The organism is Paraconexibacter sp. (assembly GCF_059438195.1).
In genome coordinates this window covers 32,635-46,437 of record NZ_JBLKKY010000004.1, presented here as the reverse complement: position 1 = coordinate 46,437, position 13,803 = coordinate 32,635, and the positions used below count along the sequence as shown (strand labels likewise).

Sequence of the window (13,803 nt, the reverse complement as noted above, 5' to 3'; positions counted from 1 at the left end):
GCGGCGCGGAGCTGCTCGAAGAACGCGGTCCGCTGCGCGAGCACCGAACATCCAGTACGATGACCGTACAGGTTGTTCGATCACGCTGTCCGAGGGGAGTTCTCCATGTCCGGTTCGAAGGGTGAGCAGGCCGACATCGTCGTCGTCGGCGCGGGTCACAACGGCCTCGTCGCCGCCTGCTATCTCGCGAAGGCCGGTCTCGACGTCCTCGTCGTCGAGGCGGCGGCGACGCCGGGCGGGATGACGTCGACGAACCCGATGGCTCCGGAGGCGCCGGAGCATCTCATCAACGAGGCGTCGATCCACGCGTCGCTGTTCCGCACGACGAACATCGACAGCGAGCTGGAGCTGTCGAAGAGGTACGGGCTGCGTCAGCGGCTCATCAACCCGGCCCACGTGCATCTCGGGCCGGAGGGCGAGTCGATCGCGATGTGGCGTGAGGCGGAGCGCACGATCGAGGAGATGAGGCGCTTCTCGCGCAAGGACGCCGAGCAGTGGCGCGAGCTGTCGGAGATCATCTCGGCGGCGACCGCGATGGGACTGCCGATGATGCAGACCAACCCGGTGAAGCCGGAGGGCAAGCGGGTGCTCGAGGCGCTGAAGGCGGTCGCGAAGGGCCGCAAGCAGCTGAAGAAGATCCTCCACTGGGCGTCGATCTCGCAGAAGGAGGCGATCGAGGAGTACTTCGAGCACGACATGGTGCGCGGCCCGCTCACGGTGAACCTGCCGTTCATGGCCTTCGATGCCGATGCGTCGGGCTGGGCGCTCATCTACCTCGGCGTCTACCAGAAGTGGGGCGTCGCGATGTTCGAGGGCGGGACGGGAGCGTTCCCGGCCGCGCTCATCCGCTGCCTGGAGGACCACGGCGGCCGGGTGCGCTGCTCGGCGCCGGTCGCGCAGATGCTCATGCGCGGCGGCCGGGTGAGCGGCGTCGTGCTGGAGGACGGCGAGGAGATCACGGCGCGCCAGGGCGTCGTCACCGCGTGCGGGCCGACGATCGCGCTCGGCGAGCTGCTCCCGGACGGCGTCCTCGACGAGCGGCTCACCCGCAAGGTCGAGCACATCCCGACCCGCTCGACCGGCTACGGCAACATCAAGGTGAACGTCGCGCTGAAGGGCCGCGTCGAGCTCACCCGCCACCAGCAGTGGCGCAGGGAGAACCTCCCCGGCGACCCGGTCGACCTGCGGCTGCCGTGCGTCACCTGGTCGACGCATCAGCAGTCGCTCGACGCCGGGGAGGCGTGCGTGCGCGGAGAGGTGCCGCAGATGATCCCGGGCCTCTCGCAGGTGACGACCGCTTTCGACCCGGCGATGGCGCCGGAGGGCCACGACACGTGGTGGTTCTGGTCCGGGCTCGTGCCCTCGAAGCCCGTCGAGGACTGGGACGCCGTGAAGGCGAAGGCCGAGGAGCGGATCCTCGCCGACTGCGCCCAGTACTACGACGGCCTCGACAGCCTCGAGATCGCGCGGCGCACCCTCACGCCGAAGGGCCTCGAGGAGCGCTTCCGCGCCCCGGACGGCAACGTCTACCACGTCGATCCGATCATCACCCGCTTCGGGCCGCTGCGCCCCGCGGCCGGGCTCGCCGGCTACGTCACCCCCGTCCCGGGGCTCTTCCTCTCCGGCTCGGGCACCCACCCGATCGCCGGCATCAACGGCATGCCCGGCATGAACGCCGCCAAGACGATCATCAAGACCCTCGGCTCGTGACCCCGGCGCGGGTCCTGCTCGGGCTCGCCTGGTGCGGCCCGGCCTTCGTCACCGTCTTCTTCGTCGGGGCGATCATGGCCGGGCTCATCCCACCCCCGGACCCGACCGACAGCGCCGAGGAGATCGCGGCGTTCTGGCAGACCGACACCGACGTCAAGCGCGCCGGCCTGATCCTCATGATGATCGGCGCGGGCCTCAGCGCCCCGTTCAGCGTCGCGGTCGCGATGGTCGTCAAGCGGAGCGAGGGCGCGTTCTCGCCCCTCACCTACCTCGCGCTCATGGGCGGGGCGCTCGGCGTCGTCGCGATCCTGCTGCCGACGATGCTCTTCATGGGCCCGGCGTTCCGGCCCGAGTCACGCCCGCCCGAGATCACCCACGCCCTCATGGATCTCGCGGTGATCCCGTTCATCATCAACTACCCGCCGGCGCTCATCCAGTTCGTCGCGCTCGGCCTCGGGATCCTCTCCGCGAAGGGCGATGCCCCGCCCGTGCCGACGTGGGTCGGCTGGTACAGCATCTGGACGGCGTTCCTCTTCATCCCCGGCGCGTTCCTCCTCTTCTTCAAGACCGGTGCATGGGCGTGGGACGGCCTCCTGGCGTTCTGGCTCGTCGCCTCGATCTTCGGCGCGTGGTTCCTCGTCGTCTTCCACCACCTCCGTCGCGCGATCCTCCGCGGAGCCGTGGTCGCGTGAGCGCGCGCCGCATCCCCGGAGAGGCCGGCGTCTGGCTCTTCATCCTCGCCGACATGTGCGCCTTCGCGCTCATGTTCGGCGTGCTCATCCACGTCCAGGGCGAGGACCCCGCGCTCTACGAGGCGTCGCAGAGCGAGCTCACGCTCGCGATCGGGGTCGTCAACACGCTCGTCCTCCTCACCAGCTCGCTCGCGGTCGCGCTCGGCGTCCGGGCTGCGCGCGGTCCGCGGCCGGCCGAGGCGGCCCGCTTCTTCGCCGGCGCGATCGGGTGCGCCGTCGCGTTCGCGACGCTCAAGGCCGTCGAGTACGCGGACCTCGGCGGCGCCGACGTGTCGGCGCGCGAGAGCGACTTCTTCCTCTACTACTTCACGTTCACCGGGCTCCATCTCCTCCACGTCGCGATCGGCCTCGCGGTCCTCGTCTTCGTCACCCGCGCGGTGCGCCGTGCGACGGCGCCGCTCGACGCGCGCGGGACGTCGTTCGTCGAGAGCGGGGCGAGCTACTGGCACATGGTCGACCTGCTGTGGATCGTCCTCTTCGCGCTCCTCTACCTCTTCGGGACGGCGTGATGGTCGATGCGTCGAAGCTCCTCGTCGCGGTCTGGGCGGGCCTCGCTCTCGCGACCGTCGCCTCGTGGCAGCTCGGGGAGGGGACAGGCGATCTCGCCGTCCTCGCGCTCATCGGCCTCGCGTTCACGAAGGTCTGGCTCGTCGGGCGGCACTTCATGGAGCTGCGTCATGCGCCGCCGGTCCTGCGCGGGGCCTTCGACGCCTACGTCATCGTCGTGCCGCTCGCGCTCGCGACGCTCTTCCTCGCGGCATGACCGACGCGCGCTGGGGTCGCTACGTCGCGGCGCACAGCCGCCGCGTCATGTGGGTGTCGATCGTCCTCGTCCTCGCCGGCTTCGCGCTCGCCCCCGTCTTCCGCGCGAACCTCCTCGGCCTCGGCTACCAGACCCCCGGCACGGAGTCCGACGAGGCGACGCAGCTCATCGAGGAGCGCACGGGCATCGCCGAGCGCGTCGCGCTCGTCGTGTGGGCCGAGGACGGGTCCGCGGACCGCGTCGCAGTGGGGCGCGCACTCGACGCCGCCGTCGAGCGGGTGAGGCGGGCCGACGGCGTCGTCGCGGTGCTGCCGCCGGCCGCGCGAGGCGGCGGAGCGGTCGCCGGCGACGGGCGGACGGCGACGGCGACGGTCCTCCTGGAGGGCGACACCGCGGAGCGCCAGGACCTGTCTGACGAGCTCAATGCGCTGCTGCCGGCCGTCGCGCCCGACGGCGTCCGCGTCGCGGTGACGGGCAACTCGCCGCTGCTCGCCGACCTCATCCACGTCGAGGAGCGCGACCTGCTGAAGGCGGAGCTCGTCGGCCTGCCGATCGCCTTCGCGATCCTGCTCCTCGCGCTGCGCTCCCTCGTGGCTGCGCTGCTCCCGCTCGTCCTCGCGATCTCCGGCCTCGGCCTGGGCCTGGGCCTCCTCGGCGCGACCGTGCTGGTCGCCGACTGGAACCTCTTCGTCGAGACGCTCGCGTCGATGCTCGGCCTCGCCATCGGCATCGACTACTCGCTTCTCGTCGTCCGCCGCTATCGGGAGGAGCTCGCGTCGGGCGCCGAGCCGCCCGACGCGCTCGTGCGGACGCTCCAGACCGCCGGTCGCACGGTGACGTTCTCGGGCGCGATCGTCGTCGCGGCCATGCTCGGGATGGCCGTCACCGGGCTGCCCTTCTTCGCGGAGTCGGCGGTCGCGGTCATCCTCGTCGTCGCGCTCATGGTCGTGGGCGCGCTCACCTTCCTGCCGGCGCTGCTCGTGCGCCTCGGTCCCCGCCTCGACCTGCTCCGCCTCCCGGAGCGCCGCCGGCGCGAGTCGCGGTCCGTCACCCGGTGGGAGCGGTGGGCGCACGGGGTCATGCGTCGACCGGTCCCGGTGCTCGTCGTGGGCGTCGGGCTCCTCGTCGCCGCCGCGGTCCCTGCGCTCGGGGTGCAGACCGGAACCGATCTCAACGCCCGTGCGATGGCCGGCGAGCCGTCCGCCGACGGGCTCGCGGCGCTCGAGCGCGCCTTCCCCGACGCGTCACTCGCCCCCGTCGAGGTCGTCGTGCGCGGCGAGGGCGACGTCCTCGCCGCGGCGGTGCGCGATGCCCGCGCCGTCATGGAGGGAGCGGACCGGCTCGGCGCCGTCGACGCCGCGCCGCTCGGCAGTGACGCCGCGCTCCTCCTCGCGACGCCCACGGTCCCCGCGGACACGCTCGAGGCCGATGCCCTCGTCCGGGATCTGCGAGCGGAGCTGCGCGACGCGACGCCGACCGACGCCGACGTGCTCGTCACGGGCGTGACGGCCGAGCTGGTCGACTACGCCGACGAGACGAACGCGTGGACGCCGTTCGTCGTCGCGTTCACGCTCGGGCTGTCCGGGCTCCTCCTCGTCTGGGTGTTCCGCAGCGTCCTGCTCGCCGTGAAGGCGATCCTCTTCAACCTGCTGAGCATCGGCGCGGCCTTCGGCCTCACCGTCCTCGTCTTCCAGGAGGGGCTCGGCGAGGAGGTGCTCGACTTCACGTCGCTCGGGTTCGTGCAGGCCTGGATGCCGCTGCTCCTCTTCATGCTCCTCTTCGGGCTGTCCATGGACTACGAGGTCTTCATGGTCACGCGCATCCGCGAGGAGTACGACCGGACGGGGGACGCCGTCAGCGCGATCGCCGTCGGCCTCGCGCGCACGGGCAGCGTCGTCACGGCGGCGGCCGGGATCATGGTCGCGATCTTCGGCTCCTTCTGCCTCACGAGCATCCCCGAGGTGAAGCAGATGGGGTTCGGCCTCGCGGTCGCGGTGCTGCTCGACGCGACGATCGTGCGCGCGATGCTCGTCCCGGCGTTCATGGTCGTCGCCGCGCGGTGGAACTGGTGGCTGCCGGCGTGGCTCGACCGCCGGCTGCCCCGGCTGCAGCACTGAAGACGGCGGGCCGCGACGGGCTTGCCGTGACGATCGAACATCATGTACGATCGTCCGACAGGCTGTCCGGTGACGACGTGCGCCGGGCCGAACAGGAGGAGACCCACGAGATGCTCGACTTCGCAGCACCCCTCGCGGCCGTCGCGGGCTATCCGCCCAACATCGAGCCGCACCCGTCCGACTTCAGCGCCGGAGCCGGCGCGGAATGGGCGTTCTTCTTCATCGCCGGCGCGGCGGTGGTCATCCTCGCGCTGCCCTGGGCCATCCGGGCCGCGATGAACCGCAACCCGATCCCGATCATCGTCATGATCAGCGGGCTCATCTGCTCCCTCGAGGAGCCGATGCTCGACATCCTCGGCCACCTGCACTGGGCCAACGACCTCGAGACGGCGTTCACGAACTTCGCCGTCCCGGTGCCCGCCCTCATCCCGTTGTGTTACGTCGCCTTCCTCGGGCTGATGTCGTACTTCTGCTACTTCGTCATCCGCAACGGGGCGAAGGTGCGGCACTTCATGATGCTGCTCGCGATGGGGCTCATCCTCGACGCCGTCATGGAGACGATCGGGATCAACCTCAACGTCTACGAGTACTACGGCGTCCAGCCCTACGAGCTGTTCGGCTTCCCGTACTGGTGGGGCTTCATCAACGGCGCGTCGTTCGTCGCCGTGGGCACGATCCTCGCCTACGCTGTCCCGCGGGTGCAGGGTCCGCAGAAGGTGCTGCTCATCTTCGTCGCTCCGGCGGGGATGATGATCAACTACTTCGTCTTCGGCTCGATCCACATCCTCGCCCACAACGCCGAGCTCGCCGAGTGGATCCGCTGGGTCGCCGCGACGGTGATGATGGCGGAGATGGTCTTCGCGATGAAGATCTACCACTCGTTCGTCGGCGTGAAGGGCGACGCTCCCGCGCCGAACTGGACGCTCCCGCGCATGTTCCAGTTCGTCGTGCTGCCCGAGCGCAAGCGCAACGAGCTGTTCGCGAAGATGTGCCGCGAGGGAGGCGTCCCGCTCACCGAGCCGATCCCGGTCGGCGAGCTGGCCCCGCCGCCCTACGCCACCCAGGACCAGCCGGCCTCGCCGGCGCCCGCTCAGCGCGAGCCCGCGCTCGTGTAGCGCACCGGTCCATCCAGGACGTCCCGACGCCGGTGGGTCTGAGCCCGCCGGCGTCGTGCGTTCCGGGACCGCGTCAGCTGTGGTGGCCCTCGTAGAGCGTGCGCCAGGCGATGTCGGTCATCGTGTCGAGGAGGCGCTTGCTCTCGGCCTTCGAGGCCGGCGCGACGAGCTGGTAGAGACCGCGCTCGAGCATCCAGGTGAGCCACCGCGCGGTGCGCTCGGGATCGAGCTCGGGCGCCGCGGCCCCGGCCTTCTGCTGCTCGCGGATGTGGCCGGCGAGCCCGCCGACCGCGGTCTCGACGAGCGTGAGGTGCTGCTCACGGATCTGCGGGTCGTAGGCCGCGGTCTCGGTGATCGCGCCGAGCAGCGTCTGGTGGCGGCGGTAGGTGTCGAAGAGCGGCTTGAGCGCACCGCGCAGGTCGTCCCGCGAGGCCTCGGGCGAGAGCTCGAACCACGACGCGCCCGCCTCGGCGAGGTCGCGGGTGACGTCCTCGGCCATCGCGCGCAGCAGGTCGCCCTTGTCGTCGAAGTAGACGTAGAAGGTCGAGCGCGAGATGTCGACGGCCTTGATGAGACGCTCGACGCTGATGTCGGAGTACGACTCGCCGCCTTCGAGGAGCGGCTCGACCGCCTCGACGAAGTAGCGGGCGAGGAGGGAGCGCCTCTCCTCGCGCGGCGGCTGGAGGGGCTTCGTCGTCCGGGGCGGCATGGCGCCATCGTACAGACGGCGAAGGAATGTCCGACGCCCGAACGACGTGTTCGGCGCTCAGGCGGCCGCGACCGGGTCGCCGAGGAGCGACACGACGCCCGCCGCGCCGTCGACGCGCAGGCGGTCGCCGGTCCTGATGACGCGGGTCCCGGTCCGCGTGTTGATGACGCACGGAAGCCCCATCTCGCGCGCGACGATCGCGCCGTGGCTCATGTGCCCGCCGATGTCGATGACGGCCGCCGCGGCGGGGAGGAACAGCGACACCCAGCTCGGGTCGGTCGTCGCGCAGACGAGGATCTCGCCGTCCTCGAGGTCGGCCTCGTCGGGGTCGAGGACGACGCGCGCGACGCCCTCGACGATGCCCGGGTTGACCCCGATCCCCTCGAGCGTCGTGAACGCCTCGGGGCCGGCCGCGTCGTCCGCCGCGGCGACGGGCTCGGGAGCGCCGACCCAGGCCTCGGGGATCTCGAGGCCGACGAGCTGCTCGCGCTCCGCGCGGCGTCGCGCGACGAGCGCGTCGAGATCGGCGTCGCGGGGCGGGTCGCAGAGCTCATCGACGGTGAGGTGGACGGCGTACTCCGGGTCGGAGAGCCGGCCGGCGGCGACGAGGTCGCGTGCGAGCGCACCAGCCGCGGCGCGGGCGCCGTCGACGGCGATGAGGTAGCCGGCCTTGCCGATCTCGCGCGCGCCGATCCAGCGGCTCGCGAGGGCGAGGAGGGCGCGAGCGCGGAGACGCCCGCCGCGCGGCAGCGCCGAGAGGAGCGCCTCCTCGGCCGCCTCGCGCGCGGCGCGCTGGCGCTCGGCGAGGCTCTCGGGGGACCGCGACTCCGGCATCCCGCGGTAGGTCGCGACGAGCCGCTCGACCGCCGCCAGGTTCTCGCGCCACACCTTCCGGTGGATCTGGCCCGCGTCGGGGCCCTGCCAGCCGTGGTGGCGCAGGAACGCGTCGAGGGGGATCGCATCCCGCGACACGCGCCAGAGGTCGCGGGCGATCTCGGTCTCCTCGACCGACCCGTAGCCCGTGACCAGGGCGCTCGCGCTGTGGTCGCCGGGAGCGGACGCGACGAGCGCCTCGAGCTGCTCGAAGATGCCCGAGCCGATCATGCTCACCGTCGTGTGGAGCGCCATGTTGCGTGCGAAGAGGTCCGCTGCGACGGCGATCGCCTCGCGCGCCTCGGCGGGGGTCGCCGGGCCGCCCTCGACGTGGCGCGGGACCGTCTCGGACCACCACGCGAACGTCCTCGCCCGCACCCGCCGCAGGCGCGCGGGCGCCGTCGCGACCTCGACGGGCATGCGCACCGCGACGACGGGGTAGCGCCGCCGCGTCGGGTGGCGCTCGACGTCGCGGATCTCGCCGAAGAGCTGCTGCTCGACCTTCTCGGGGCCGACGCCGGGCAGGCGCTCCGCCATCCGGGCGATGAGGTCGATGTTGCCGGCGTAGCGGCCGAAGACGACGGCGTTGAACCGCTCGCCGACGTCGTCGGGCACCGGCTCCTCGTCGCGGCGCATCGCGCCGAGGTTGACGAACCCCCGGCGCATCCCCCGCTCGCAGGCGGCGCCGAAGAACGACCAGCTCAACGCCGTCGAGATCCCGGGCAGCGCCTCGGCGGTGTTCCCGCGGGTCCAGGCGACGTCCGGGCCGCCGAGCTCGTGGAGGACGTGAGGTGAGGTCATCGAGATGCGTATCCGCGGACGAGGTGGTCGAGGCCGGTGAGGAACTGGTCACGGCGCGAGGCCGGTTCGAAGTGGGGAGCGAGACGGCGGATCGTCGGGTAGTCGCTCTCCTCGAGCACGGAGAAGCGCTCGGTGCCCCTCGTCGCGCTGCGGGCGCTCGCGTACTGCGCGGCGCCGATCGTGAACCACGTGAGCGTGAGGAGCGCGTCGACGGCGTCCCGGTCGGAGACGCCCGACGCCGTGAGGCACGCGAGCAGCCGCTCGGCCCGGGAGGTGAGATGCGGCGAGGTGACCGGGCGCTCGATCAGCACCTGCGCGACGACGGGGCGTGCCGCGAGGAGGTCGTAGAACGCGGTGAAGAAGGCCACGGCCTCCTCGGACGGGGCGCCGTCAGGTCGCGGGTCCGGCAGGTCGGCGAGTGCGTGGTCGGCCATGAGCGCGAGGAGGTCGTCCTTGCTCGCGACGTGGCCGTACAGCGACATCGGCGCGCTGCCGAGCGCGACGGCGAGCTTGCGCATCGAGAGGGAGGAGAGGCCGTCGCGCTCGGCGAGGTCGAGCGCCGCCTCGACGATCGCCTCGGCGCTGAGCGGAACGGGGTGGGGTTGCGAAGTCGCCATCGTTGTCCGTACAGTGTACGAAACTACCGGACGCCCTGTCCACACAATCTGATCGAAAGCGCCCATGACGATCGCGACCCAGCCCGGATCCACCGACCTCCACATCCCGCTCGGCGAGGTCGGGGACGAGCTCGACCCCTACCTCCTCCACACGCACTACTTCGGGTTCTCGATCCCGGAGGCGGGGATCGGGGCGTTCCTCTACGCGCGCTACCACCCCGCGTTCGGGCTCTCGCAGGGCGGCCCGGTCATCTTCCGCGGGACCGAGAACGCGAGCGTCCTCGACGCCGAGTTCCACGACTACCGCACGACGATGCCGTGGCCGGAGGTCGCGGCGCGCGCGATCACCCTGCCCAACGGCCTGCGGATCGAGTCACGCGAGCCCGGCCAGGCCCTCGGCGTGAGCTACCGCAGCCCCGACGGCGCGGTCGCCTTCGAGGTCGAGCAGCGCGCGGTCATGCCGCTCCTCGCCCGCGGGTTCATCATGCCCGGCGAGGAGGAGCGCCACGACCGCGACGGCGACCTCTCGCCCGGCGGCATCGAGCAGTTCATGCACGTCACCGGCGAGCTCGACCTCCGCGGAGAGCGGCACGCGATCGACTGTCACGCGGTCCGGGACCGCTCGTGGTGCCAGGTGCGGGGGGAGGACCCCGGCGGCGTGCGCCCGCACCCGCCGCTCGGCTGGACGCCGATGGCGTTCGGCGACGACCTCCTCCTCAACGCGACGAGCGTCGAGCACCCCGATCTCGACCCCACGTGGGCAGGCGTCTACGACGTCGCGCCCGGTGACCGCATCCACCACGAGAGCTGGATCGTCACGGGCGGCGACGTGCGGCGCCTCACCGAGGTGCGACGCAACGTGCTCGAGCGCCACCCGCGCACGCACATGTCGACGCGGCAGGAGCTCGAGGTGACCGACGAGGCGGGCGAGCGCCGCCGCTTCACCGGCGAGGCGATCGCGATCTGCCCGGTCCACGCGTGGCCGAACATCGTCTTCCACGACAGCGTCTACCGGTGGACCGACGACGCCGGCCGCGAGACCCACTGCACCTACCAGGAGGTCTGGTACGCGGACTTCCAGCGGGCGATGACGGCGCGGAGGGCGCGGTGACCGACGTGTCCGCCCCCAAGAACGCTGACGTCCTCGACGGCGACTGGGATCCCGGCGCCTGGTGGTCGACGACGAACTTCGGCGAGGCGATCCCCGGCGTCCTCACCCCGCTCAACTGGGGCTTCTGGGGGGAGCCCGGCGAGCGGGCCGCCCGTCGCGCCTTCGCGATGATCGGCGGCATGACCGAGGCCGAGGCGGTCGTCCCCGACGATCCGCGCCGGCGGGCGTTCGGCATCTTCCACGGCCGCTTCGCCGCGAAGGTCGACTTCCTCGGGGCGCTCGGGGACCGGCTCCCCGGGACGTCGGGCACCGCGGTCGCCGAGCAGATCCTCGGGGAGCTGCCCGCGGACTTCCGGTCCCGGTCGACCGTGCGTCACTGGCCCGCGGTCGCGCGGCGGCTGCCGCCGCTCGTCGTCTCCCTCCCGCGCCGTCTCGCGGCGCAGCACGAGGAGACGACGCGCTGGTGGGAGACGGAGGTGGCGCGCAGCGCCCACATGGACATCGAGGAGGCTCGCGCCCTGTGGCGCCGCGCATCCGCGCGGTTCGAGGACGTCATGGCGCTGCACGTCGCCTGCCTCTTCGCGGGCGTGCAGCCGGCCTTCGACCAGGTCCTCGCGCTCGCTCGCGCCGCCGGCGACGAGGAGCTCGCGAGCCGCGTGACGACGGGGCAGGGCTCGCACGCCGAGCTCGCGCTCGTCGAGGACCTCTGGGAGCTGTCGCGGGAGCGGATGACGCTCGGCCTGTTCCTCGCGCGCCACGGCTATCACGGCCCCCTCGAGGGCGAGATCGCCAGCCGCGTCTGGCGCGAGGACCCGGCGCCGGTCCTCGCGACGGCGGAGCGCTACCGCGCGTCGCCCGACGACGCGAGCCCCGCGGCGGTCGCGGAGCGCAACGCGCGAGCGCGTGACGACGCCCGGCGGGCGCTCCTCGGGCGGCTGCCGGCCCCTCAGCGGCTGCGGGCCCGCGTCGTCCTCGCGCTCGCCGACCGCTACCTGCCCCTCCGCGGCGTCGGCAAGGTGTCCTTCCTGCAGACGCTCGACGTCGCACGGGCGGCGAGCCGGCGGATCGGGGAGCACCTCGCCGCCGCCGGCGCCCTCGACGAGGTGGACGACGTCTTCTTCCTGCTCCCCGGCGAGCTGCTCGGGGCCGCGCCCGGGGGGGCCGATCTCCGAGAGCTCGTCTGCGCCCGTCGCGCCGAGCGCGACCGCCACCTCGCGGTCACCCTGCCCAGCCAGTGGCGGGGCCGACCCGAGCCGGTGGCCGCCGAGGAGGACGAGGAGTCCGGCGACGTCGCCCTCACGGGGGTCGGCGCGAGCCCCGGCGTCGTGGAGGGCCGCGTCCACGTCGTCCTCGACCCGAGCTTCGTCGACGTCGAGCCCGGGGAGGTCCTCGTCGCCCCGACGACCGACCCGAGCTGGGCGTCCGTCCTCTTCACGGCCGAGGCTCTCGTCGTCGACCTCGGCGGCCAGCTCTCGCACGCCGCCGTCGTCGCCCGCGAGCTCGGCATCCCGTGCGTCATGGGGACCGGCGACGGGACGCGCCGCCTGCGGACCGGGGACGTGGTCCGCGTCGACGGCCAGGCGGGCACGGTGACCCTCCTCGAACGAGCGCAGGCGGACGCATGACGACCGCACGCGGCATCGAGATCGGCCCGCGCGACCGCATCCAGCCGGTTCCCGACGTGCAGGGCTGGAGCGAGAACTCGGTCGCCTTCGCCTGGGACCGCGCGGCCGACGCGTTCGTCTGGGCGCACTGGGGGCGCATGCCCGCCGCACCCCATGTGTGGGAGGGGGCGCTCGCCGTGCGCCTCCCCGGCGGGCGTCTCCTCGTGTCGCGCACCTTCGCGCCCTCGCCCGACCCCGACGTCGCGTGCAGCGGCCCGCTCGCGTTCGGGTGCCCGGCGCCCCACGACCACTGGAGTCTGAGCTTCGACGGCATGGCCCGCCCGACCGACGAGGCGTCGCTCCGCGAGGGCCCGCTGCGCGATGGGCCGCACGTCCCGCTGTCGGTCGAGCTGCGCTTCACCCCGGTCATGCCCGCCTGGGACGCCCACGCCGGCATGGCGGAGCAGAGCTGGGCCCAGGCCCACCTGCAGGACGCGAACCACGTGACCGGGCGCGTCGTGACGCCGGAGGGCGAGGTGACGGTCGACGCTCCGGGTTTCCGCGACCACTCCTACGGGCCACGCGACTACTCGACGCTCCTCGGCGACTCGGTGTGCTGGGCGGCGTTCCCCGACGGGCGCGCCGTCATGGCGCTCGAGGTGTGGCAGCGCGGCGATCGTCCCCCGGTGGGTCTCGGCTACGTCTGGGACGGCGAGACGCTCGTCACGGCGCACGAGGTCTCCTCGCCGGCGCTCGCCGACCTGTCGGGCGAGTCGCGCGAGGCGAGCGTCGTCCTCCGCACCCCGCAGGACGAGGTGAGCTTGGAGGTCGAGGCGGTGCCCGGGACGTGGTGGACGCTCGACGAGCCGGCCGGCCTCACCGCAGGCGTCCGGCGCGGCGACGACGACCCGGTCGTCCTCGAGCGGCCCGCGCGCGTCACCTGGGACGGCGAGACAGGGGACGGGTGGTTCGAGCAGATCCTCCGGCCCAGCGCAATCGGAACACGAAGGAGGACGGGATGAGTCAGGAGCTCGCGGTCGGGCAGGCGATCCGCCTGAAGGGACGGCCGACGCTCGAGGAGGTCGCGGCGGCGACCGGTCTGGACGCGGAGACGGTCGGCGGTCTCGTGGCCTCGCTCGTCGAGGCGGGTCACGCCGTCGAGAAGGGAGACCGCGTCCGCCTCACGCCGGGGGGCAAGGAGCACGTCGCCGGGCTCGTCGCGCAGGAGCGCGAGCGGCTCGACGCCGAGCGGCTCGAGTCGATCCACGAGCGGTTCGTCGCCGTCAACGCGGACTTCAAGCAGATCGCGAGCGACTGGCAGCAGAAGGACGGTGAGCCCAACGACCACGAGGACGCCGCCTACGACGCCGCCGTGCTCGCGCGGCTCGACGACGTCGATGCGCGCCTGCAGCCGCTCCTCGTCGAGCTCGCGGAGGTGATGCCGCGCTCGGCCTCGTACGCGGGGCGGTTCCGCTGCGCGATGGAGGGGATCGAGGCGGGCGACCACCAGTGGTTCCTGCATCCGCTGCGCGACAGCTACCACACGGTGTGGTTCGAGCTGCACGAGGAGCTCATCCAGGTGACCGGGCGCAACCGCGCCGACGAGGCCGCCGCCGGGCGGGGCGCCTGAG

Annotated in this window: 13 protein-coding genes; 10 read left to right on the top strand and 3 right to left on the bottom strand. The window is 72.6% G+C overall.

Translation table 11 applies throughout. The features are described 5' to 3' along the window. Positions 1 to 105: 105 nt before the first annotated feature. The 6 genes from ACME2J_RS02390 (at position 106) to ACME2J_RS02365 (ending at position 6,457) form a co-directional block, all read left to right on the top strand. Entirely contained in the window at positions 106 to 1,710 is a 1,605-nt protein-coding gene (locus ACME2J_RS02390; RefSeq protein ID WP_495543265.1) for a phytoene desaturase family protein, read from the top strand. Further along, a complete protein-coding gene (locus ACME2J_RS02385; RefSeq protein ID WP_495543264.1) occupies positions 1,707 to 2,402 on the top strand; it encodes a hypothetical protein in 696 nt (231 codons plus the stop codon). Before ACME2J_RS02390 ends, ACME2J_RS02385 begins: the two co-directional genes overlap by 4 nt. Further along, entirely contained in the window at positions 2,399 to 2,971 is a 573-nt protein-coding gene (locus tag ACME2J_RS02380) for a cytochrome c oxidase subunit 3 (RefSeq protein ID WP_495543263.1), read from the top strand. Before ACME2J_RS02385 ends, ACME2J_RS02380 begins: the two co-directional genes overlap by 4 nt. Next, positions 2,971 to 3,225, top strand: a complete 255-nt coding sequence (locus ACME2J_RS02375; RefSeq protein ID WP_495543262.1) for a cytochrome C oxidase subunit IV family protein — start codon at positions 2,971 to 2,973, stop codon at positions 3,223 to 3,225. The genes ACME2J_RS02380 and ACME2J_RS02375 overlap by 1 nt, the downstream gene beginning before the upstream one ends. Further along, a complete protein-coding gene (locus ACME2J_RS02370) occupies positions 3,222 to 5,342 on the top strand; it encodes an MMPL family transporter (RefSeq protein WP_495543261.1) in 2,121 nt (706 codons plus the stop codon). The genes ACME2J_RS02375 and ACME2J_RS02370 overlap by 4 nt, the downstream gene beginning before the upstream one ends. A 110-nt stretch (positions 5,343 to 5,452) precedes the next feature. Then, a complete protein-coding gene (locus ACME2J_RS02365; RefSeq protein WP_495543342.1) occupies positions 5,453 to 6,457 on the top strand; it encodes a hypothetical protein in 1,005 nt (334 codons plus the stop codon). A 73-nt stretch (positions 6,458 to 6,530) separates the two neighbouring features. On the opposite strand, the gene ACME2J_RS02360 is transcribed toward ACME2J_RS02365, so the two are convergent. The 3 genes from ACME2J_RS02360 to ACME2J_RS02350 are packed head-to-tail and all read right to left on the bottom strand — an operon-like array spanning position 6,531 to position 9,457. Then, positions 6,531 to 7,166, bottom strand: a complete 636-nt coding sequence (locus tag ACME2J_RS02360; RefSeq protein ID WP_495543260.1) for a TetR/AcrR family transcriptional regulator — start codon at positions 7,164 to 7,166, stop codon at positions 6,531 to 6,533. A 57-nt stretch (positions 7,167 to 7,223) separates the two neighbouring features. Continuing rightward, positions 7,224 to 8,840: a PEP-utilizing enzyme gene (locus ACME2J_RS02355; RefSeq protein ID WP_495543259.1), complete on the bottom strand. Its 1,617-nt coding sequence runs from the start codon at positions 8,838 to 8,840 to the stop codon at positions 7,224 to 7,226. Further along, positions 8,837 to 9,457: a TetR/AcrR family transcriptional regulator gene (locus ACME2J_RS02350; protein ID WP_495543258.1), complete on the bottom strand. Its 621-nt coding sequence runs from the start codon at positions 9,455 to 9,457 to the stop codon at positions 8,837 to 8,839. Before ACME2J_RS02350 ends, ACME2J_RS02355 begins: the two co-directional genes overlap by 4 nt. A 64-nt stretch (positions 9,458 to 9,521) precedes the next feature. On the opposite strand from ACME2J_RS02350, the gene ACME2J_RS02345 reads away from it, so the two are divergent. Genes ACME2J_RS02345 through ACME2J_RS02330 form a run of 4 tightly spaced genes read left to right on the top strand, consistent with a single transcriptional unit; the run spans position 9,522 to position 13,802 of the window. Next, positions 9,522 to 10,568, top strand: a complete 1,047-nt coding sequence (locus ACME2J_RS02345) for a DUF7064 domain-containing protein (RefSeq protein WP_495543257.1) — start codon at positions 9,522 to 9,524, stop codon at positions 10,566 to 10,568. Continuing rightward, complete coding sequence (locus tag ACME2J_RS02340) at positions 10,565 to 12,193, top strand: PEP-utilizing enzyme (RefSeq protein ID WP_495543256.1); 1,629 nt, start codon at positions 10,565 to 10,567, stop codon at positions 12,191 to 12,193. Before ACME2J_RS02345 ends, ACME2J_RS02340 begins: the two co-directional genes overlap by 4 nt. Continuing rightward, positions 12,190 to 13,194 (top strand): DUF7064 domain-containing protein, encoded by a 1,005-nt coding sequence (locus ACME2J_RS02335; RefSeq protein ID WP_495543255.1) that lies wholly within the window; start codon positions 12,190 to 12,192, stop codon positions 13,192 to 13,194. The genes ACME2J_RS02340 and ACME2J_RS02335 overlap by 4 nt, the downstream gene beginning before the upstream one ends. Next, positions 13,191 to 13,802 (top strand): MarR family transcriptional regulator, encoded by a 612-nt coding sequence (locus ACME2J_RS02330; protein WP_495543254.1) that lies wholly within the window; start codon positions 13,191 to 13,193, stop codon positions 13,800 to 13,802. Before ACME2J_RS02335 ends, ACME2J_RS02330 begins: the two co-directional genes overlap by 4 nt. Position 13,803 lies beyond the last annotated feature (1 nt).